Here is a 20,305-nt window from a genome sequence, read left to right as displayed (position 1 = left end):
TTTCTTGAGCAATTACATTACAAAATCAATTTCGAAAACAATAAAATAGAAAATATATGAGAATGAAAGGTTTATTGGTTACACTCTTTGTTATCATCTCTACCAGTGTGTTTGCAAAGGAATACACTTACAAAGAGGTTAAGGGCGATTTGACAAAGACCCGTATCTATGAACTAAAGAACGGACTAAAGGTGTATCTTTCGGTAAATAAAGACCAGCCAAGAATACAAACTTACATCGCAGTTCGCACGGGAAGTAAGAACGATCCCGCAGAAACTACTGGTCTTGCACACTACCTTGAACACCTAATGTTTAAGGGTACCAAACGTTTCGGAACTGCTAATATCATCAAAGAACAACCCTACTTAGATGATATTCAACAAAGATACGAACGCTATCGCTTGTTAACCAACCCTCAAGAGCGCAAGAAAGCATATCAAGAAATTGACAGTGTGTCGCAAATTGCAGCTCAATATTTCATTCCAAATGAATACGATAAGCTCATGGCTTCTATCGGTGCAGATGGCACTAACGCATTTACTAGCTACGATGTAACATGCTATGTAGAGGATATCCCATCGAATGAGGTAGACAACTGGGCGAAAATACAAGCCGATCGTTTCCAAAATATGGTGATAAGAGGCTTTCACACGGAACTAGAAGCGGTGTATGAAGAATATAACATCGGTTTAAGTAACGACGGAGGAAAGCAATTCGACATGCTTTTAAGTAAGCTTTTCCCTAATCACCCCTATGGAACTCAAACCACAATAGGTACACAAGAGCACCTAAAGAACCCTTCAATTGTAAATATTAAGAACTATTTTAAGAAATACTATGTGCCTAACAACACCGCAATTTGCATGTCGGGAGACTTCGATTACAATGAGGTAATGAGCATTTTAGATAAGTATTTCTCTGAATGGAACGCTAATCAGCCCATTAAACCAGTGGAATTCCCACAACACCCACAACTAACTCCACTTAAAAACAATATCGAAACGAGCGTAGTTGGATTGGAAGCAGAAAACATTCTCATGGGTTGGAGAGCCAAAGAAGCAGGTTCTTTCCAAGCAGATACTTTGGAAGTGGTGGCTGAAATCTTGTCTAATTCAAAGGCAGGACTAATGGATTTGAATCTAGATCAAAAGATGAAGTACCTCGGTGGCGGTGCTTATTTCATGGGACTTGCCGACCATAGCATCTTTGCAATGCAGGGAATGCCCAAGGAAGGACAATCACTTAACGAGGTGAAGCAACTGCTTTTGGGCGAAATAGAAAATCTAAAGAAAGGCAACTTCGCCGCAACTCTCCTTCCATCGGTCATCAATAACATGAAACTCAAATACTATAAATCGCTCGAAAGCAATCGCTCTCGAACCGATATGATGATGGATGCCTTTATAAATGGCACTAAATGGAGTGATGTTTCACAAAAGATGAACCGCATACAAGGTATGACAAAGGATCAAATTGTTACCTTTGCCAACCGCTTTTTCAATGAGAAATATGTGGCAGTGCTAAAGAATCAGGGCGTAGATAGCAGTATTGTGAAAATCGAAAAGCCTGCCATTACCCCTATTCCACTTAACAGAGAGGCTCAAAGTGAGTTCTTACAACAAGTGGTTAACGCTAAAGTTCAACCCATAGAGCCTAAGTTTGTAGACTTTAATAAGGACCTTACAAAAGGTAATACTGCACAAAATATGCCTGTATTGTATGTAAAGAATAACGAAAATGGTTTGTTCACACTTTCTTTGCGCTATCCTTTTGGAAGCAATGCTGATAAGAAATTGAGCGCAGCTGCAGACTATTTAAGCTACTTAGGCACCACAAAAATGTCGGCAGAACAGCTCAAACAACGCTTTTACGAATTGGCTTGCGACTATAGTATCTATGTAGGTGACAAGGAAACATACGTCACTATCAATGGTTTGAACGAGAATATGCCTCAAGCTTTGGCCTTAGTAAAGAGCCTTTTAACCAACGCTAAGGTAGACAATGAAGCCTATCAGGAATTCGTTAACTTAACTATTAAGTCTCGAGAAGATAGTAAAGCAGAGCAACAAGTGAACTTTAAGACACTTGCAGCATACGGAAAGTATGGCGAATACAATGCTTCTAGAAACATTCTAAGCAATAATGAGTTGAAAACAATTAAGCCTTCAGACTTAATTCAATCGCTAAAGAAACTCATCAACTATCGTCATACCTTATTATATTATGGAGTTGACGATCTAAACAAGGTGATTACAACCGTAAACAAAGAGTTTAAAGGCACCAAGTTTACCGACGCTCCAAAGGGAATCGATTATGTATTGCAACCCACAAAGACCAATTCTATCCTCCTTGCACCTTATGATGCAAAGAATATTTACATGATTCAATATCATAATAACAATGAGAAATGGAGCCCAGAGAATAGCGCTCTTATCGGAGTTTTTAACGAATACTTTGGCGGAAGCATGAATTCTGTAGTGTTCCAAGAGCTTCGTGAGACCCGAGGTTTGGCGTATAGTGCATCGGCTTCGTATGTAACTCCAAGCAGAAAAGATGTTCCTGAATATGCACAAACATACATCATCTCTCAAAATGACAAGATGATTGATTGCATTAATGCCTTCAATAGCATTATAGATACTATTCCTCAAGCCCAAATTGCATTTGATTTGGCTAAGCAAGCACTTAACAAACGCATTGCAACAACACGCACTACGAAATTCGGAATCATCTCTAAATATTTGGAATCAAAGGAACTTGGCATCGATTACGACATCAATCAACAAGTCTATAAAAATCTTCCAAGCATTCAATTAAAAGACATTGTGGACTTTGAAAAGAAGCGAATGGCTCACAAGCCCTACCTATATATAATATTAGGTGATGAAAAGAATCTTGATATTAAAGCCCTTGAGAAGATTGCTCCCATTAAAAGAGTGACCACAGAACAAATCTTTGGCTATTAAAGAGCAAACAAAATGAAAATCAATATATAACAAACAAAACATTATGGCAACAACTCCTGAATTTAAGTATGCCCCTATGTTCCAAACAGGGGAAGACAAAACAGAGTACTATCTACTCACAAAAGAAGGCGTTTCAACAAGCGAATTCGAAGGAAAAACTATCTTAAAGGTTAGCAAAGAGGCTCTTACTCAGCTCACCAACACAGCGTTCAGAGATGTCAATTTCTTATTAAGACGTTCTCATAATGAACAAGTTGCGAAGATACTTTCAGACCCCGAAGCAAGCGATAACGATCGTTATGTGGCACTAACATTCCTTCGTAATGCCGAAGTTGCATGCAAAGGCGTTCTTCCTTTCTGCCAAGATACAGGTACAGCAATCATACATGGAGAGAAAGGTCAACGTGTTTGGACCGACTTTTGTGATGAAGAAGCTCTTTCATTAGGTGTTTATAAGACTTACACTGAAGAGAACTTGCGTTACTCTCAAAATGCTCCTTTAAACATGTATGATGAAGTTAACACTCGTTGTAACCTACCAGCGCAAATCGATATCGAAGCAACTGAGGGCGATGAGTATAAGTTCTTGTGCGTAGTTAAAGGCGGTGGATCGGCTAATAAGACCTATTTCTACCAAGAAACCAAAGCAATTCTAAACAAAGAGACCCTTGTTCCTTTCCTATTAGAAAAGATGAAGACTCTTGGAACCGCTGCTTGTCCTCCTTATCACATCGCATTTGTTATTGGAGGAACTAGTGCAGAGAAGAACCTTTTAACTGTAAAACTAGCTTCAACTCGTTTCTATGACGGTCTACCAACAACGGGAGACGAAACCGGAAGAGCCTTTAGAGATGTGCAATTAGAACAAGAATTGCTCGAAGCATCACACAAAATTGGTTTAGGAGCACAGTTCGGAGGTAAATATTTCGCACATGATATTCGTGTAGTACGCCTTCCTCGCCACGGAGCATCATGTCCTGTGGGTCTTGGAGTGAGCTGTTCTGCAGACAGAAACATCAAAGCTAAGATCAACAAAGACGGTATTTGGATTGAAAAACTCGACGATCAACCAAGCAACCTCATTCCAGAAGAATTGAGAAATGCAGGCGAAGGCAATTCAGTTAAGATCGACTTGAACCTTCCTATGGACGAGATTAGAAAAGAACTCACCAAATATCCTGTTTCAACTCGTTTGAGCTTGAATGGTACTATCATCGTAGCTCGTGACATTGCACACGCTAAGTTGAAAGAAAGATTAGACAAAGGCGAAGGCTTACCCGATTACTTTAAGAACCATCCTGTGCTTTATGCAGGTCCAGCAAAGACCCCTCAAGGTCTTCCTTGCGGTTCTATGGGACCCACAACTGCCAACCGAATGGATACATACGTTGACCTATTCCAACAAAATGGCGGTTCAATGGTGATGATTGCAAAGGGTAACAGAACTCAAATGGTTACCGATGCATGCAAGAAGAATGGTGGTTTCTACCTCGGAAGTATAGGTGGTCCTGCAGCAGTTCTATCAATGAACAGCATCAAGAGCATTGAATGTGTAGAATATCCAGAGCTTGGAATGGAAGCAGTTTGGAAGATTGAGGTAGAGGATTTCCCTGCATTTATCCTTGTAGACGATAAGGGTAACGACTTCTTTAAGCAACTTCCTGCAGGTACAGTGAACTGTAAAAAATAACAATTGCAGAAACATCACGTTTCAATAACAAGCAAATTTAAGATTAAAGAGGTACAATATACTTCTTTAATGAAAATTAAAAGAGCGGTCAGACAATGTTTGACCGCTCTTTTTATAACCTTTTTATTATAGTTTCTCTCATAAATACCAAATCCATACTCAAAATAATAGATGATGTTTATATATGTTCATCCTGTTTATTATTGTGAGATCAATACTTGGCAATAATTTCATTTCACATCAAAATGAATGTTTCGTGCTTTGATAAGATCTTTATGCGAGATGCGATAGCTCTTAAATGGCTTTCCACCTACAGTGATATTGTTGATGCGATAAGCCTCTTTGTTGCTTCGTTTACTTGTAATTACCAATTCATCGGTACCCCATTGCTCTTTAGAAAGCTTGATGGTTACTTTGTCGAACACTGGAGTTGTGAGCGTATAAGCAGGCTCTCCTGGGCAATCAGGATAGAAACCAATCATATTAAACACTGCCCATGCCGACATAGTACCTGTGTCATCGTTACCAGGAATGCCGTCGGGAGCATTCTTAAAGTATGTGTTGAGCAGGCGTTTAATTTCTTTTTGAGTTCTCCACTCTTCGCCTTTGAAGTATGAAAACAAGTGAGGATAAGCAATATCAGGCTCATTCGCAGGGTCGTAATAGCCCTTATCGAACACCATTTGCAATTTGTTTACAAACGCTTTGCTACCTCCCATAAGTTGAGTTAAGCCCTTAATGTCGTGTGGAACATAGAAACTATAGTTCCAAGCGTTGCCTTCATGGAAGCCAGGGTTAGGCTCAAAGTTCTCACCTTGTAGTGGATTAAATGGCGAATAGAACTTACCTGAGGGCAAAATAGGCCTAAATGTGCCGTATTCTTTACTATAATAATGTTTATAACCTAACGAACGGTTGTAGAAAAGCTTAGCATCGCTGTCCTTACCCAATGCTTTGGCAAGGCGAGAAAGGGCATTATCCGCAATATAATACTCCAAAGCGTGCGACACTGAGTTATCGTATTGCTCACGAAGAGGCACATATCCCAACTTCATATAATCGTCGTTATCTGGTCGAAGCTTGTTTTGTGCGCCTTGAGTTGTGGCTCCTTTGCGCATTGCTTCATAGGCTTTGTTGATGTCGAAGCCCCTTAAACCTTTCAACCAGCTATCAACTATAACCGGAATAGATGGATCTCCTTCCATAGTATAGGTCTCTCTACCATACAATTCCCATTTAGGTAGCCAGCCATGTTCATCATACATGGCCAACATAGACTGCAACATGTGTTGCTGACGCACTGGATATACAAGTGTAAGAAGTTGATGTACGTTGCGATAAGTGTCCCAAAGCGAGAAAACAGTGTATCTGTCACCAGTTGAAACCGATGCAATATTGCCACGTTCTAGGGTTGGATATTGTCCATTTACATCTTGTAAGATGTTAGGATGGATAAGAGTGTGATACAAAGCAGTGTAGAAAACGGTCTTTTGATCTTCGCTTCCACCTTCTACAAGTATTTTAGATAAATCGTTGTTCCACGCTTCTTCGGCTCTAAGACGCAAGCTTTCAAAAGTGGTTTGCGTCAATTCTTTCTCGGCATTAAGGCGTGCATTTTCCATACTTACAAACGAAACGCCCATCAAAACCTCTACTTCTTCGTTTTGTTTGGTATTGAAATCGATGAAAATACCAATGTCGTCGCCTGCAATCTCACGTTTATACTCAGTGTATAGCTTATATTTTCCGTTGTCTTTGTCCCATTCTGCTTCCACACCGCTCATCATTCGTTGCTTTTTCCAATAGCCCGAGCGTTTTGGTTGCTTATTAACTTTCATGTAAAAGTATATTGGAAACACCGCCTGAGGGTTGTAACAGAACGTGCCTAGCACCTTCATGCCCTCGAATTCGTTATCGCTTATGCGACGAATGAATGCTCCCGATTCGTTAGTTAAGCCCTCTCCGAGGTTTAAAAGGATGTGGCTTTCGCCTTGAGGAAAGGTAAAACGAGCGATAGAACTGCGTTTATCGGCAGTGACTTCGGTTTTAATGCCGTATTTAGTAAGCGTATTTGAGTAGTAACCAGGGTGTGCCACCTCGTTTTTATAAGTGCTTCCATATTGCTTATAGTCTACATTTAGCTCGCCAGTTGTAGGCATTAGCAAAAGAGAACCAACGTCGGGACAACCCACACCGCTTAAGTTTACGTGCGAAAAGCCTGTGAAAAACACGTTATGATATTCGTAAGGAGTAGACCACCAGCGTGCATCTTTATCGTATTTGTTATCGTTTGACCCCATAACATTAAAGGGAACGACCGACATTAAGCCGTTAGGCATCACTGCTCCGGGGTTAGTTGTACCAAAATTAGTGGTTCCTATAAAGGGATTAACATAGTCAACTGGTCTTAATTTCTTATTTTCCGCTTTCATTGAAACGCCAAAAAACATCAGTGTTGCAACGAAACAAGTAGTTAATTTACGGTTCATTTCTTAAATTTATATTGTTCTTGGGATAATTAGCTCATCTTTAATCCAGTGTTAAAAGATTGCATTTACGCAAATATAGGTATTTTTTTTGATTTAAATAGTGCCTTTTCAATTTATTTCTAATGTGTTATTCTACTGTAAAGAATGACAGGTTGGTTTTAACAAGGATTTTTTAAGGAAGAATAATTTATAACTCCTTAATTTTGAAAGCAATGCTTTTGGCTTGCAAACTCAATGTTATTATATGAAAAAAGCTATGCTATTACAACCTAATAGCATAGCTTTTAAAAATCAATACAGAAGTTATTCTGTTTGAATTACTTACCTAGTGCTTTCATAAAGTTATCTACACTGTTTAGAACAGGGTTAAATTCGATAACATTATACGATGCAATTCCCTTTTTATAGAATGGGTCGTTGGCAATAATCTTGTCTACTTCAGCACGTGAAGCGGCGTTACATATAATCAAACCACCAGTTCTTGGCACCTGACTTCCAGATGCAATCATGTGTCCACTCTCGTATTTTTCTTGCAAATAAGCACGGTGTTCTGCCAAAACAGCATCTACTTCTTCAATACTTTTTTCGTATTTTATTACTAAAACAAACATGTTCTTAAATTTATATTGTTATTAATTTATTGTTCATTATAAAGCATTCCGCTTTTAATTTCGTTGGCTTTTTCTGCATTGGTGAGCCATTCTAATAGGCTATAAGCATATTCAAGCGATGCAGCTGCACCCTTGGCAGTGATGATGTTGCCATCTATTGTAACGAAATCGCCAGTGTATTGTGCTCCAGTTAAATACTTTTCAAAGCCAGGATAGCATGTTGCCTTTCTGTTATTCAATAGGTTGAGCGAGCCAAACACCATTGGAGCAGCACAAATAGCACCCAATTTCTTTCCTTCTTCGTTGTGTTTTAAGATGGCTTTGCGCAATCCTTCGTGCTCGTTTAGATGGTTGGCACCGGGTAAACCGCCAGGAAGAAGCAACAAAGTGGCATCGTTTAGGTTGGTATTTTCGAATAGTTCGTCGGCTTTTACCATCACCTTTTGCGCACTTTCAACAAGCTCTCTGCCCATAATACTAACAGTTTTCACCTCAATTCCACCACGACGTAGAATGTCAACAACGGCTAATGCTTCTATTGTTTCGAAGCCATCGGCAAGGAAAAGATACACTTTTGTAGTCATATTAATGAAGTATTATAAATAAAACTTGTACTTTTGCAATATGCAAATACTTATGCAAAGATAGTGAAAACAATTTCTTTGTATAGCAAAAGAAGTGAAGAAAAAAGTAAAAACATCTGCAATAATGCCACAAACACCATTAACATTTGCGCTCTTTGGAAGCGTTTATCAGTCTGCCGACAGAGATTTTCTACATCAGTTATTGAGCTGTTTGCACGAAAAAGGTGCCCACGTGCTGGTTGAAGAGGCTTATTTGGCTTTTGTAAACAATACACTTGGCAAGCACAATTATGCACTTACATCCTTCAAAGACTTAGATGTAACACCCCATTTTGTGGTTTCTATTGGTGGCGATGGTACGTTGTTGCGCACCGCAAGTAAGGTATTAGAACGTGAAGTGCCTATTATTGGTATCAATACAGGGCGTTTAGGATTCTTAGCAGATACCCTTCCTTCTTACATTTCTGAGGTAATCGACAGCATTTACGCAGGTACTTACACTGTAGAAAGGCACTCAGCTTTAGAGATAAAGACCATTGGCGAAGAGCTCAACATGCACTCTTATGCTTTGAACGAAGTGGCTTTATTGAAAAGAGATATGGCTTCGATGATTAGTATTGATACTTTTGTAGACGATGAACATTTAATTACCTATCAATCCGATGGCTTAATTGTTTCTACCCCCACAGGAAGTACGGCTTATAATTTATCGAATGGCGGTCCTATTATCGACCCCGTAGCCTCTGTTTTCTGCTTAACAGCAGTTGCACCGCATAGTCTTAGCGTTCGACCAATGATTATTTCCGACCACTCTAAGGTGCATTTAAAAGTGCATTCTCGTTCGCATAACTACTTAGTTGCGATAGATGGAAACAGTAAAGCATTGCAAGACACTACCGAAGTGATAATATCTAAAGCCCCTTATACGGTGAACATCGTTCGAAAGTGTAACAAACACTATTTCGATGTGTTGAAAGATAAGATGAATTGGGGTAAAGATCAACGCAAATAAAAATATTAAATGAAAATAAAAGAACTATTTAATAGGCAACAATCTCGCTACTCTGTGAAAGTGGTTGTGGCGTGGTTATGGAACATTTGGCAGGGAAATCGTTTGCAAGCCTTGCTCAATGTGCTCGTAGGAGTGTTGTCAGTGGTAAATAGTTTGGTGCAAATTTGGGCTGTTCAGCATGCTATCGACGTGGCAGCAGGAAGCGTAAAAGGCTCTATTTATTGGTCGGTTGCGTTCATGGGATTGCTCATTCTCGTAGGATTTGGATTGAATATCGCCTCGATATGGATTAGTAATGTTCTTGGAATAAAGGCTCAAAACCGCATGCAACAGCAGATGTTAGACCGCATTTTGCGCTCGCAGTGGCACGGAAAGGGGCAGTTTCATTCAGGAGACATATTGAATCGACTCGAAATAGATGTGCGAACGGTGGTGAATTTCTTAACCGAAACACTACCCAACACTATCTCTTTCTTGGCAATGTTTGTGGGAGCGTTTCTCTATTTGATGATGATGGACGCTACACTTGCCCTACTTATTGTGGCAATGATACCCATTTTCATTATTTTAAGTAAGCTATATATGGGCAGAATGCGCCATTTTACGGCTCAAGTGCGCAGTTCTGATAGTAAAGTGCAAAGCATTTTGCAAGAAACAATACAGCATCGAATGTTGATTAAGACCCTCGAAAGCATCGACCAAATGGTGAATCGCCTCGAGAGTACACAACACACGTTGCGCCAAAGGGTGATGAGAAGAACCGTATTTAGCGTGTTCTCGAATCTAATTCTTAGCTTGGGATTCAGCTTAGGCTATCTTCTTGCCTTTTTATGGGCGGCAGTTCGCATGATAGATCATAGCTTGTCGTTTGGTGGAATGGTGGCTTTCTTGCAGTTGGTAAACCGCATTCAGAGTCCAGCTCGCAGTCTAACAAAACTCGTTCCCGCCTTTGTTGAAGTGCTAACAGCGGCAGAACGTTTGATGGAATTAGAGGAAAATCCACTCGAAAAACAAGGAAAAGCTGAGTATTTCGACGCTCCTTGCGGTATAAAGCTCAACAACATCAGCTACGCTTACGATGATGAACCAGACCGAAAGGTGATCAATAACCTCTCATTCGACTTCTATCCAGGATCATGTACAGCTATATTGGGAGAAACGGGTGCAGGAAAAACAACCCTCATTCGTATGCTTTTAGCCTTAATAGAGCCTACAGAAGGGTCGGTTAGCTTGTATGATAAGCACAAAAACAAACCCATTACTCCGCTAATGCGTGCCAACATCTCTTATGTTCCACAGGGAAACACTTTAATGAGCGGTACTATCAAAGAAAATTTGCTATTGGGTAACCCCTTTGCAACACAAGAAGAGATAGAGAAAGCATTGACTTTGAGTTGCGCTCAGTTTGTGTTTGAACTACCAGAAGGCATCGAAACGGTGGTAACAGAGCAGGGCGGAGGACTAAGTGAGGGTCAAGCGCAACGCATTTGCATTGCTCGTGCTTTGCTAAGAGATCGTTCTATCATGATATTCGATGAGGCTACAAGTGCCTTAGACCCTGACACAGAACGACAATTATTAAACAATATTCTCGAAAATCAAACAAAAACAATTATCTTTATCACGCATCGTCCTGCTGTGATAGATTATTGTAATCAATCATTAAACATAATAAAGGAACACGAAAAATGATGAAAAAACTAATAATGGGAGTTCTTATGCTCCTCGGATTAACAACAAACGCTATGGCAGAAGATTTAGATTCATTGTATGCACAATCGCTATTGAAGGTGGGAACACAAGCCCCTAACTTCGAATTACCTACTCCTGAAGGTAAAAAGGTGCAGTTATCAGATTTTAAAGGTAAGTATGTATTGATCGACTTTTGGGCTTCTTGGTGTCCAGATTGTCGCAGAATAAGTCCTAATGTAGAGGCTATTGCAAAAGAATATCAAGGTAAAGACTTGGCTGTTGTTGCAGTATCGTTCGACATTGACAAAGAGGCTTGGGTGAAATATATCAACAGAAACGGCGCACCTATTAACGAAGTGCACGTGAGTGAGCTAAAGAAAATGAAGGAAAGTGCCGTTGCAAAGGCATTTGGAGTGCAGTGGATTCCTTCGCTTTACTTGTTGGATAAAGACGGAAAGGTGCTTCTTGCAACAGTAGAAGTGAGCAAAGTAGAAGCAATGGTGAAGACTTTGATGAAGTAAGAACTTTGCTCATTGCCTATAATGGCAATAGTTTGCAAATGCAAGAACACTTAAATTATCTATCAATAAGCCTTTAACACAATGATGTGAGTTGTGTTAAAGGCTTATAAGTTAATGTGGTTTAGAGAATAAGAAAGCATAAAATGCGGCTTAAATGCAAAAAAATCACTATCTTTGTAAATTGAAAATAGAATAATAAAAAATAGTATTATATGTCATATTTATTTACATCCGAATCTGTTTCGGAAGGACATCCAGATAAAGTAGCAGACCAAATATCAGACGCTTTGCTTGATCAATTTCTCGCATACGATGACAAATCACGTTGTGCAATTGAGTCATTTGTAACCACAGGACAAGCTGTTGTGATGGGAGAGGTAACCTCTGAGGCTTATATTGATATACAAACAATAACCAGAAAGACTATTAATAATATTGGTTATACCAAGAGCGAATATCAATTTGATGGTAACTCTTGTGGTATTCTTTCTGCCATTCACGAACAAAGTGCCGACATCAATCGTGGAGTTGATAACGGAAATGAAGAAGAACAAGGTGCTGGCGACCAAGGAATGATGTTCGGTTACGCTACAAATGAAACCGAAAACTATATGCCAGTGTCGTTAGATTTGGCGCATTTGTTAATGACAGAGCTTGCAAACATACGCAGAGAAGGAAAAGAAATGCTTTATCTTCGCCCCGATTCAAAGAGCCAAGTGACCATAGAATACGACGAAAATCATATTCCACAACGCATAGATACAATCGTTGTAAGCACTCAACACGATGAATTTGATAGCAATGATGAGGCTATGTTGGCTAAGATTAAGGCTGATGTAATCAACATTCTTATCCCAAGAGTAAAGGCATTGTGTGGAGAAAAGGTACTTGCTTTGTTCAATGACGATATCAAATTCTTTGTAAACCCAACAGGAAAGTTCGTTATTGGCGGTCCTCATGGCGACACAGGTCTAACTGGTCGCAAGATAATTGTAGACACTTATGGTGGTAAAGGTGCTCATGGTGGAGGCGCATTCAGCGGTAAAGACTCTAGTAAAGTAGACCGTTCGGCTGCTTATGCCACACGACATATCGCTAAAAACATGGTTGCTGCGGGTGTAGCAGACGAGATGTTGGTTCAGGTGAGCTATGCAATTGGAGTGGCAAAGCCTGTTAATGTGTATGTAGATACATACGGAAGAAGCAATGTTTCGATGTCGGATAGCGAGATTGCACGTAAGATTGAGGAACTATTCGACTTGCGTCCGAAAGCTATTGAGCGTCGTTTAAAACTACGTCAACCTATGTATTTAGAAACAGCAGCATACGGACACATGGGTAGAAAGAATGAGGTTGTAACCAAAGTGTTCAAGAGTCACTATCATCCTACACGTGAATTAGAAGTAGAACTCTTTACTTGGGAGAAGCTAGACGAAGTAGAACGCATAAAAAAAGCATTTAATCTTTAATCTTATTGATTAAGAATAAAGACTAAACCAATAAAGAAACGAGTAGAAATGTTGCCCTTGCAATACCTCTGCTCGTTTTCTATTAAAGCCAAGAACGATTACCTTTAGAATATGGAAGTAAGAGATTCTGTACATGTTAAGACAACTATTTCAGAGCGTATAGGCACAGAAACACGCACAACAGAGCAACAAATGAGTGCCAATGAGGCTTTTGAAGAAACACAAGCAGCTGTAGAACAGCGAGAAAAACAATATAAAAAGCGTCACAAAACCACAGTAGATAGTTTATCTGCAGATAGCTTGTCGGGAAATCTTCCATTGCAGTTCAAACCCAATGTGCAAGACACTGTATCGCAAAAGCAACAGGTTGCAAAGCTAAAGGCATTGTTCGCAAACGACAGTTTGTCGGGAACCAACATGCAAAGCTATAAGATTGGCGTTGCAGGAGACCCCATTCCGTACTCTTTAGCCTCTGATAATTTGGTAACAGGACTATTGATTGGCTGTTTTATTCTTGTGATATTATCTGTCGCTCAGTCACAACGTTTCATCGTAAAGCAAACAAAAAACCTTTTTTTTGCAAGCTTCGGAGGTGATATGTCGATAACAGAAACAGCAGGAGAACTACGCTTTCAACTTCTAATGAGCATACAAACATGCTTATTATTATCACTTCTTTTCTTCTTTTATACCAACACTTATATTGCCAAAACCTTTATACTCGAACAATATCAAATCATCGGAATATTCGCAGGAGTATTCTCTTTATATTTCTGTATGAAAGGAATTTTATATCAATTGGTAAATAATGTATTCTTCGATAAATATCAAACAGCAACATGGCTACAATCTTTTCTGTTTATAATTGCTATCGAAGGCATTCTATTATTACCAATAGTATTACTCTGTTCCTATTTTCATCTGTCAATGCACAGTACTTTTATTTATACAGGATTTGTGCTTTTATTCTTTAAATTTATATCATTCTACAACTCATATCTTATCTTTTTTAGGCAAAAGGGGGCTTTTCTGCAAATATTTTTGTACTTTTGCACCCTAGAAATAATACCCCTTGCCACTTTATGGGGAATACTTCAAATGATAAGTAATTATCTAAAAATAAACTTTTAGTTCAATGATAAAGAAGATATTGATATCTCAACCTCAGCCAACAAGCGAAAAATCTCCTTACTACGAAATAGAAAAAGCTTATGGAGTGCAATGTGTTTTTCGCCCATTTTTTAAGGTTGAGGGTTTAAATGCAAAAGAATTTCGCAACCAAAAGATAAATATCTTAGATTATACAGCTGTTGTTTTTACCTCAAGACATGCGATAGATAATTTCTTTAAGCTTGCTAAAGAAATGCGAATAACCATTCCTGAGGATATGAAATATTTCTGTGTGATAGAAACTATCGCCCTTTATATCCAGAAATACGTACAATATCGCAAACGAAAAGTTTTTTTTGGAACAACCGGAAAGATTGCTGATTTAATTCCATTGATGGCTAAACACAAAGAAGAAAAGTATCTTGTGCCAATGAGTGAAGGTCATAATGAGGACGTAACAAAGCTTTTAGATGCTAAAAAACTAAAGCATCAAGAGTGCATTATGTATCGAACAGTTGATAACGACTTCAATGATGAAGAGAAAAAAGCATTCGATTACGATATGGTTGTCTTCTTTAGTCCAATGGGAGTAAAGGCATTATACAAGAATTTTCCAAACTTCAAACAAGATAAAATCAAGATTGGTACATTCGGACAAGGCACTGCAAAGGCTGCACAAGATGAGGGATTAGAACTTACTCTACAAGCTCCTACACCCAAATATCCATCTATGACCAGCGCAATGAATGCCTTTTTAAGAGACCAAGAAGAAGATTAATAATTGTAAGTGATGACTGATAAAGGTGCATTTTCTTTTAGAAAGTCAGAGCGTATCCATTCTCTTAAACAGATAGATGAACTCTTTGGAGGTGGGAAAAGCAGGGCTTTATCTGCCTTTCCAATTCGTGTTGTATATCGATATGTACACCGTTTACCCACAGAAGCGCCCTTTCAAGTACTTATTAGCGTTCCCAAAAGGAATTTAAAGCACGCTGTCGATCGCAATAGAGTGAAGAGACAACTCCGTGAAGCCTATCGCTTAAATAAACATTTGCTTTTCAATTCAAAACAAAAAGATTCGGATAAAGGAATGGATATGGCTTTTATTTGGCTCGATTCTCAATTATATGATTCTGAAAAAGTACATCATAATATGGTGAATTTATTAACACGTTTAGCCGAAAAGCTATGGAACAAAAAACCAAAAACAGAATCAACCAACTCTTAAAGCCTTTATCTTGGCTATTATTGATTCCCATCTTGTTTTATCAAAGGTTTGTTTCTCCCTTCACACCACCATCGTGTCGATTCACACCTTCATGCTCCGAATATGCCAAAACGGCCATTCTTAAGCACGGACCACTTAAAGGTTTGTACCTAAGTGTATGGAGAATACTACGTTGTAACCCATGGGGTGGAAGCGGATACGACCCTGTTCCTTAGATTAATAAATAGTAATTGTAAAATAAATAAATTGATATAACCATGATAAAGAATTTTGTTGAAGAGCTAAAATGGCGTGGAATGCTTGCGCAAATGATGCCAGGTACAGAAGAATTCTTAATGAAAGAGAAGGTTTCAGCATACCTTGGAACCGATCCTACAGCCGATTCACTACACATTGGACACCTTGCAGGAATCATGATGTTGCGTCATTTGCAACGTTGTGGACACAAACCATACATCTTAGTCGGTGGTGCTACAGGTATGATTGGCGACCCTTCTGGTAAAAGTCAAGAGAGAAACCTTCTTGATGCCGAAACTCTTTATCACAACCAAGAATGCATTAAAAAGCAAGTTGCAAAGTTCTTAGATTTCAATGCATCTGAAGATACAGCTGCAGTGATGGTGAATAACTACGATTGGATGAAGGATTTCACTTTCTTAGACTTTGCTCGTTTAGTTGGAAAACACATCACTGTTAACTATATGATGGCGAAAGACAGTGTAAAGAAGCGTCTAAACGGAGAAGCAAGGGATGGACTTTCTTTCACAGAATTTACCTATCAGTTACTTCAAGGCTACGACTTCTTACATCTATATCGCACCAATAACGTGAAACTTCAATTGGGTGGAAACGATCAATGGGGCAATATGACCACAGGAACAGAGCTTATTCGCCGCACATTGGGCAACGATGCAGAAGCATTTGCTTTGACCTGCCCTCTTATTACCAAAGCAGATGGAACCAAATTCGGTAAAACTGAAAGTGGAAATATATGGTTAGATAGAAACAGAACCACTCCTTATAAGTTCTATCAGTTCTGGTTAAACGTTAGTGATGACGATGCAGTGAAGTATATTAAGATATTCACAAGTCTTGAAAAAGACGTTATCAACGCCCTAATAGCAGAGCATGAGCAAGACCCAGGCATGCGAGTTCTTCAAAAACGATTAGCAGATGAGCTAACAGTTATGGTGCATTCGCAAGAAGATTTAGATTTAGCTAAAGAGGCATCAGGCATTCTTTTCGGTAAAGGAACAAAGGAAAGTCTTGCTAAGTTCGATGATGCTACATTACTAAGTATATTCGAAGGCGTGCCACAATTTAAGCTTTCAAAAGAGGCTTTAGGTCAACCTGCAGTTGAATTGTTTACAAGCGACGAGGTGAAAGTTTTCCCAAGTAAAGGCGAAATGCGTAAACTTGTGCAAGGCGGAGGCGTTTCTTTAAACAAAGAAAAATTGCAAGCAGTAGATCAAGTCATCACAACCGACGACCTACTCAATGGCAAATACCTTCTTGTTCAACGTGGAAAGAAGAACTATTACTTAATAACCGTTGAGTAATTCATAGAGAATCAACTCTTATAAGATATCAAAAGAGATAATAATAAGGCAGGATACAATTCACATTAAAAGTGAAAATGCCACCTTATTGTTATCTCTTTTTCTTTTTATCCCACTCCTCCATTCACCTTTTCACATCACTAATCCCTCTTTCTTTCATTACCTTTCTCTCGCCAAAATTCTGTTGTCACCCGCCAATCGTCCCGTCTTTTCGTTTCCCTTTCTTTGTTGTCATCCTGTTGTCTCGTCCTATTTTCCCTTTAATCTCATTCATCAAGCCACCTCACAACACCCCCTTCCCGTCCTTTCGCTCACAACTTCATCGTCAATCCATTCAAATCACTAACCACTTGAACATCAATCTTTTCTAAATCTTATTTCTTCCTCATCACAAAAGCAATGTTTTTAACATGCAAAGGCATCGCTTTTAGAATGCAATATCACTGCTTTTGCTCCGCATTTGCATTGCTTTTTGAAAGAGATAGAATTATAGACGAAATATAAAAACACACGTCGTATGATTGAAGTTTAGTAAAAAGTAACGCAGAACACAATAAAAAGTGATTAAAAATGCCTACCTTTGTAGATCTATAGAAAGCCTAAATATCAAATATTTAGAAACTTTCTATACTCAACTTTTAATCGAAACCATTTTAATTATGATTTTTTACGCAACAAAAAGACAGATAACAGCTAACCCATTACATGCTTTTAAAGTGCTGATGTTCATCATTGCACTTGCTTTTTGCATGCCCATAACCCTCCATTCAAAACCCATCACAGCGCAACAAGCATTTAAAATTGCGCAAAAATATTTGCAATTGCCCGCTAAACAACTCACTCGAAGTGGCTCAATCAACAACAAAGACAACCAAGTTGCACCCTTCTATGTTTATAACGACACCCGAAATAAAGGATTTGTAATCGTTTCTGGAAACACAGAAATGGGCGAAATATTGGCTTATAGTACCGAGAGTACCTTCGAAGAACAAAGCGCCAACCCAGGAGCACAACTCCTTTTAAACGCCTATCAGGAAGCTTTCGAAGCCGTTTCTACAGGTAAACATGTTGTAGGGGCAACTCGTGCAGCAGCTCAAAACACAACCGTTGTGAAGCCTTTGCTGAAGACTTATTGGGGACAAGGCGATCCTTATAATCAAAAAACAGGTTATAACTACACTGGTTGCGTTGCAACTGCCATAGCACAAGTTATGAAATACCACGAATGGCCAGTGCAAGGACAAGGCGAAAGCGAATATACGGTGTCGTTCGATCGTTCAAAAAAATATGCAAACTTTGCCGAATCTCGTTACGATTGGGCTAACATGGTCGATCGTTATGGCTATTACGACCCTTCAACACCACAACAAAAAGAAGCAGTGGCATTGCTTATGCGTGATTGTGGCTATGCTCTTAAAATGCAATATTCTGAAAATGTCAGTTCTTCAACAGGCTATTCCGCTCTTTATGCATTAAAAAACAATTTTCAATACGATGCTGTTTTGCTCTCAAAATTCGATGAAGGTATTGGATCTTTTGTTCGAATTATCAAAAAAGAGCTAACCAATGGCTTTCCACTTTATATCGAAGGAATGCCCGAAGGTGGTAGAAGTGGACACGCATGGGTGCTTGATGGAGTGGATAAAAATGGTCTTTTCCACATGAATTTCGGTTGGAATGGTCAAAGCAATGGTTACTATTCGCTCACTGCTCTTAGCGTTTTAAAGTCTGGTAGCGAGTTTCAAGGACGCTCTTTATCGTTCAATCGACAAATGAAAATTATCATTGCACATCCCAAGAAACCTGGAGTTATAGAGATAGACAAGAGCTTATTGCCCGAAAGTCCAAAGCTAAAATTCAACGAAGGCAGTTATATCACCCTCAAAAACACCACTCAACGCACATTTCAACAAAACGAAACACTACCTGTTAGCTATGCAAGTTTTGTGAATATCGGTAGACCTTTCAAGGGAGATATTGGTATTGCGGTGCTCGATAACACCGAAAAGGTGGTAAAAGAGTTCTACTCTGACCATCATAATAATGGCGGTTTCACTCACTCTATCTATGCTGATTATGGCGATTTAATGGGCACCGACCATCTTATAGCTAATGCGCAAACCATAAAAGTAAAACTTTCAGATTTGAAAGACGGCTATTATACACTTAAACCTGTATGCTATCAACGCAATGATGCTGGAGAATTTGAGCCTTTAACCTTCATGAAAATGGCTCCAGATATAGAAGTTGAGATTTCAAAAGGCCAAATAAGAGTAACCAAAGAATGTGGTCCTAATGCCACATATCAGCTCGTTCAGCATTTAGAAGCTAATCAAGAATTCGAACAAGGCACAACTGCTAAGATTCAATTATTGGTGCAAAGCCTTCAAGCTTTGCCGAAAACCGTTTATGCTAAGATAAAGTTAATCGATAAAAACAATAAAGTTGCCTTAGAACAAGTGCACAACAAGGCTGTAGAATTCGATGGCTTTGATACCTTAGAGCTACCTTTCTCACTCAATATTCCAGACGACTTTGCCATGGGTACTTATTCTATTGAAGTGGAAATGCTTCAATCTCTCAACCCAGCTGAAGGCGAAGAAAGCCTCAATAACGTTGTGAAAGTGAATAAAGTGCACGGCAACGAAACTACAACATTGGTTATTTCAAAGCAAAAACCAAAGCCATTGATGAGCAGTTGTAATATTTCTTTTGCAGAAAGCTCTGAAACAAAGTTGATTACAAACGAACTCTTGTTCTCTAAATATCCTCTATTTAAACTCATTGTCGACCTCAAAACTTTCCCAAAGAAAAGCTATAATGGTCCAATTAAATTATTCTTCGAGGATATTACCACTAAGGAAAGAATCGCAATTGCGGCAAATGAGGGCGCAGTTGCTGTGAATAGCGACTACAATTTCGAGTTCTATTCTTATTGGTTACGCCCTTCTACTCTTGGAATTGAAGAGAACAAAACCTATAAACTCGTTGTTCTTGGAACAATAGATGGTGTTAAAACTGATCTTTGGAACAATGAATTACCTCCTTGTTTCTTTATAAAGACAAACGAAAAACTCACTATGTCGAGAACAATTCCAACGGCTATCAACAGCAATTCGATAGATAATGCATCGCTACAACTCTTCTTTAATAACAAAGAAATAAAGTTAGAAGGACACAATTTGCAATGGATTGAACTCTATTCGCTAAGTGGTGAGCTTTTAAAGAAAGTACAATTGGGCGGACACAGCGAAGCAATTGTGAACTTAAACGAGACAAAAACAGGGATTTATATTGCCAAAATAAAAGTAAACAACACTACTATTACACGCAAAGTGCTGATTCACTAAGCAATAAAATGAACTTCTTATACA

Annotated in this window: 15 protein-coding genes; 12 read left to right on the top strand and 3 right to left on the bottom strand. The window is 38.9% G+C overall.

Features of this window, described 5'->3' with window-relative positions:
* Positions 1 to 56: 56 nt before the first annotated feature.
* Together HMPREF0669_RS08710 and HMPREF0669_RS08705 are read left to right on the top strand one after the other, a co-directional pair.
* Positions 57 to 2,966 (top strand): pitrilysin family protein, encoded by a 2,910-nt coding sequence (locus tag HMPREF0669_RS08710; RefSeq protein WP_009227832.1) that lies wholly within the window; start codon positions 57 to 59, stop codon positions 2,964 to 2,966.
* Positions 2,967 to 3,009: 43 nt separating this feature from the next.
* Positions 3,010 to 4,656 carry a fumarate hydratase gene (locus HMPREF0669_RS08705; protein WP_009227833.1) on the top strand — a complete coding sequence of 549 codons (1,647 nt, stop codon included), beginning with the start codon at positions 3,010 to 3,012 and terminating at the stop codon, positions 4,654 to 4,656.
* A gap of 230 nt (positions 4,657 to 4,886) precedes the next feature.
* Here the strand turns inward: HMPREF0669_RS08705 and HMPREF0669_RS08700 are convergent, their stop codons facing one another.
* From HMPREF0669_RS08700 to HMPREF0669_RS08690, 3 genes are all read right to left on the bottom strand, one after another.
* A complete protein-coding gene (locus tag HMPREF0669_RS08700; RefSeq protein WP_009227834.1) occupies positions 4,887 to 7,145 on the bottom strand; it encodes a GH92 family glycosyl hydrolase in 2,259 nt (752 codons plus the stop codon).
* Positions 7,146 to 7,462: 317 nt separating this feature from the next.
* Complete coding sequence (locus HMPREF0669_RS08695) at positions 7,463 to 7,756, bottom strand: YciI family protein (RefSeq protein WP_009227835.1); 294 nt, start codon at positions 7,754 to 7,756, stop codon at positions 7,463 to 7,465.
* Positions 7,757 to 7,782: 26 nt separating this feature from the next.
* Positions 7,783 to 8,340: a DJ-1 family glyoxalase III gene (locus HMPREF0669_RS08690; protein ID WP_020967372.1), complete on the bottom strand. Its 558-nt coding sequence runs from the start codon at positions 8,338 to 8,340 to the stop codon at positions 7,783 to 7,785.
* Positions 8,341 to 8,434: 94 nt separating this feature from the next.
* On the opposite strand from HMPREF0669_RS08690, the gene HMPREF0669_RS08685 reads away from it, so the two are divergent.
* The 10 genes from HMPREF0669_RS08685 to HMPREF0669_RS08645 all read left to right on the top strand — a co-directional run bounded on the left by HMPREF0669_RS08685 (position 8,435) and on the right by HMPREF0669_RS08645 (position 20,281).
* On the top strand, positions 8,435 to 9,352 hold the full coding sequence (locus tag HMPREF0669_RS08685; RefSeq protein WP_232236461.1) for an NAD kinase: 918 nt from the start codon (positions 8,435 to 8,437) through the stop codon (positions 9,350 to 9,352).
* A 9-nt stretch (positions 9,353 to 9,361) separates the two neighbouring features.
* Positions 9,362 to 11,044, top strand: a complete 1,683-nt coding sequence (locus HMPREF0669_RS08680) for an ABC transporter ATP-binding protein (protein ID WP_020967371.1) — start codon at positions 9,362 to 9,364, stop codon at positions 11,042 to 11,044.
* Complete coding sequence (locus tag HMPREF0669_RS08675) at positions 11,041 to 11,565, top strand: peroxiredoxin (protein WP_009227839.1); 525 nt, start codon at positions 11,041 to 11,043, stop codon at positions 11,563 to 11,565. The genes HMPREF0669_RS08680 and HMPREF0669_RS08675 overlap by 4 nt, the downstream gene beginning before the upstream one ends.
* Positions 11,566 to 11,777: 212 nt before the next feature.
* Positions 11,778 to 13,034 carry a methionine adenosyltransferase gene (gene metK, locus HMPREF0669_RS08670; RefSeq protein ID WP_009227840.1) on the top strand — a complete coding sequence of 419 codons (1,257 nt, stop codon included), beginning with the start codon at positions 11,778 to 11,780 and terminating at the stop codon, positions 13,032 to 13,034.
* A 111-nt stretch (positions 13,035 to 13,145) separates the two neighbouring features.
* Positions 13,146 to 14,165, top strand: coding sequence for a DUF4271 domain-containing protein (locus tag HMPREF0669_RS08665; protein WP_020967370.1), 1,020 nt, complete (start codon positions 13,146 to 13,148; stop codon positions 14,163 to 14,165).
* A 4-nt stretch (positions 14,166 to 14,169) separates the two neighbouring features.
* Positions 14,170 to 14,922 (top strand): uroporphyrinogen-III synthase, encoded by a 753-nt coding sequence (locus tag HMPREF0669_RS08660; RefSeq protein ID WP_009227842.1) that lies wholly within the window; start codon positions 14,170 to 14,172, stop codon positions 14,920 to 14,922.
* A 12-nt stretch (positions 14,923 to 14,934) separates the two neighbouring features.
* Positions 14,935 to 15,372, top strand: coding sequence for a ribonuclease P protein component (locus HMPREF0669_RS08655; protein WP_009227843.1), 438 nt, complete (start codon positions 14,935 to 14,937; stop codon positions 15,370 to 15,372).
* Complete coding sequence (gene yidD, locus HMPREF0669_RS10145; protein ID WP_009227844.1) at positions 15,333 to 15,587, top strand: membrane protein insertion efficiency factor YidD; 255 nt, start codon at positions 15,333 to 15,335, stop codon at positions 15,585 to 15,587. Before HMPREF0669_RS08655 ends, yidD begins: the two co-directional genes overlap by 40 nt.
* A 42-nt stretch (positions 15,588 to 15,629) precedes the next feature.
* Positions 15,630 to 16,931, top strand: a complete 1,302-nt coding sequence (gene tyrS / locus HMPREF0669_RS08650) for a tyrosine--tRNA ligase (protein WP_009227845.1) — start codon at positions 15,630 to 15,632, stop codon at positions 16,929 to 16,931.
* 659 nt (positions 16,932 to 17,590) lie between these two features.
* Positions 17,591 to 20,281: a thiol protease/hemagglutinin PrtT gene (locus HMPREF0669_RS08645; protein ID WP_156860574.1), complete on the top strand. Its 2,691-nt coding sequence runs from the start codon at positions 17,591 to 17,593 to the stop codon at positions 20,279 to 20,281.
* Positions 20,282 to 20,305 lie beyond the last annotated feature (24 nt).

This window comes from Prevotella sp. oral taxon 299 str. F0039, from assembly GCF_000163055.2.
Lineage (GTDB): Bacteria > Bacteroidota > Bacteroidia > Bacteroidales > Bacteroidaceae > Prevotella.
Note: the sequence above shows the minus strand (reverse complement) of the source record. Positions and strands in the feature narration are given on the sequence as shown.

What these genes read in the sequence shown, in the direction of transcription:
- HMPREF0669_RS08710 (WP_009227832.1), top strand. Translation starts at nt 57, where the DNA reads ATGAGAATGAAAGGTTTATTGGTTACACTCTTTGTTATCATCTCTACC.
- HMPREF0669_RS08705 (WP_009227833.1), top strand. Translation starts at nt 3,010, where the DNA reads ATGGCAACAACTCCTGAATTTAAGTATGCCCCTATGTTCCAAACAGGG.
- HMPREF0669_RS08700 (WP_009227834.1), bottom strand. Translation starts at nt 7,145, where the DNA reads ATGAACCGTAAATTAACTACTTGTTTCGTTGCAACACTGATGTTTTTT.
- HMPREF0669_RS08695 (WP_009227835.1), bottom strand. Translation starts at nt 7,756, where the DNA reads ATGTTTGTTTTAGTAATAAAATACGAAAAAAGTATTGAAGAAGTAGAT.
- HMPREF0669_RS08690 (WP_020967372.1), bottom strand. Translation starts at nt 8,340, where the DNA reads ATGACTACAAAAGTGTATCTTTTCCTTGCCGATGGCTTCGAAACAATA.
- HMPREF0669_RS08680 (WP_020967371.1), top strand. Translation starts at nt 9,362, where the DNA reads ATGAAAATAAAAGAACTATTTAATAGGCAACAATCTCGCTACTCTGTG.
- HMPREF0669_RS08675 (WP_009227839.1), top strand. Translation starts at nt 11,041, where the DNA reads ATGATGAAAAAACTAATAATGGGAGTTCTTATGCTCCTCGGATTAACA.
- metK (WP_009227840.1), top strand. Translation starts at nt 11,778, where the DNA reads ATGTCATATTTATTTACATCCGAATCTGTTTCGGAAGGACATCCAGAT.
- HMPREF0669_RS08665 (WP_020967370.1), top strand. Translation starts at nt 13,146, where the DNA reads ATGGAAGTAAGAGATTCTGTACATGTTAAGACAACTATTTCAGAGCGT.
- HMPREF0669_RS08660 (WP_009227842.1), top strand. Translation starts at nt 14,170, where the DNA reads ATGATAAAGAAGATATTGATATCTCAACCTCAGCCAACAAGCGAAAAA.
- HMPREF0669_RS08655 (WP_009227843.1), top strand. Translation starts at nt 14,935, where the DNA reads ATGACTGATAAAGGTGCATTTTCTTTTAGAAAGTCAGAGCGTATCCAT.
- yidD (WP_009227844.1), top strand. Translation starts at nt 15,333, where the DNA reads ATGGAACAAAAAACCAAAAACAGAATCAACCAACTCTTAAAGCCTTTA.
- tyrS (WP_009227845.1), top strand. Translation starts at nt 15,630, where the DNA reads ATGATAAAGAATTTTGTTGAAGAGCTAAAATGGCGTGGAATGCTTGCG.
- HMPREF0669_RS08645 (WP_156860574.1), top strand. Translation starts at nt 17,591, where the DNA reads ATGATTTTTTACGCAACAAAAAGACAGATAACAGCTAACCCATTACAT.